Origin of the sequence: Psychromonas antarctica (assembly GCF_022267535.1) — a bacterium.
Classification (GTDB): Bacteria; Pseudomonadota; Gammaproteobacteria; order Enterobacterales; family Psychromonadaceae; genus Psychromonas; species Psychromonas antarctica.
Genome location: NZ_JAHNZV010000272.1, coordinates 1 through 783, shown reverse-complemented (window position 1 = coordinate 783; position 783 = coordinate 1). Strand labels below are relative to the sequence as shown.

Below are 783 nucleotides of genomic sequence, written 5' to 3'. Positions count from 1 at the left end.
TACCTATTAAGATACTAGCGTATGAGATGAAAATAATACAAATTAAAGTGATCTATTGCTCATCATTCTCCGTAAATATACTGCGAACACATTCAAAACGACAAACTCTTAATACAGAAATCTTAATAAGGATAAAATTATGCTTAAAAAATTCACAGCAATACTATCTATTGTGGTCGCGAGTTTAGCTTTTACATCCATGTCTTATGCAGATCATCATGGTATGAAAAAGGATATCGTAGATGTTGCCGTAGAAAATGGCTCGTTTAATACACTTCTAGCAGCGGTGAAAGCAGCTGGGCTTGTTGATACATTGAAAGGTGATGGACCATTCACTTTATTTGCGCCAACAGACGAAGCATTTTCTAATTTGCCAGAAGGCACTGTAGCGATGTTATTGAAACCTGAAAACAAAGCCAAGCTTGTCGCTGTGCTCACATATCATGTTGTAGCCGGAAAAGTGATGGCCGCTGATGTTGTGAAACTCGAGAGTGCAAAAACAGTCCAAGGACAAACGCTCATGGTGGTTGTCAATGATGATGGCGTAAAGATAAATAATGCAAAGGTTATTATGACCGATGTCAAAGCGAGCAACGGGGTCATACACGTGATTGATACTGTATTATTACCGAAGTAAGTGGCGGTAAAACTGGACGTGACCCTGTCCTGAAATCTGTGTAATTGCCTATCATTAATTTAATCATTTTAAGGATAGGTAATTATGAAAAAAGAAGAGATAGAAGCATTCGCCCTTAAAGCATCAAAAGGTTTAAAGTCTCAAAA

1 protein-coding gene is annotated in these 783 nt (G+C 37.7%); it reads left to right on the top strand.

All coding sequences use genetic code 11. From position 1 onward, the window contains the following. Positions 1-139: 139 nt before the first annotated feature. Positions 140-637, top strand: a complete 498-nt coding sequence (locus KSO91_RS17440; protein ID WP_238744279.1) for a fasciclin domain-containing protein — start codon at positions 140-142, stop codon at positions 635-637. The last annotated feature ends 146 nt before the right edge of the window (positions 638-783 follow it).

Bases quoted from the DNA above. Each gene is read 5' to 3' on its own strand.
- KSO91_RS17440 (WP_238744279.1), top strand. From the start codon at position 140: ATGCTTAAAAAATTCACAGCAATACTATCTATTGTGGTCGCGAGTTTA.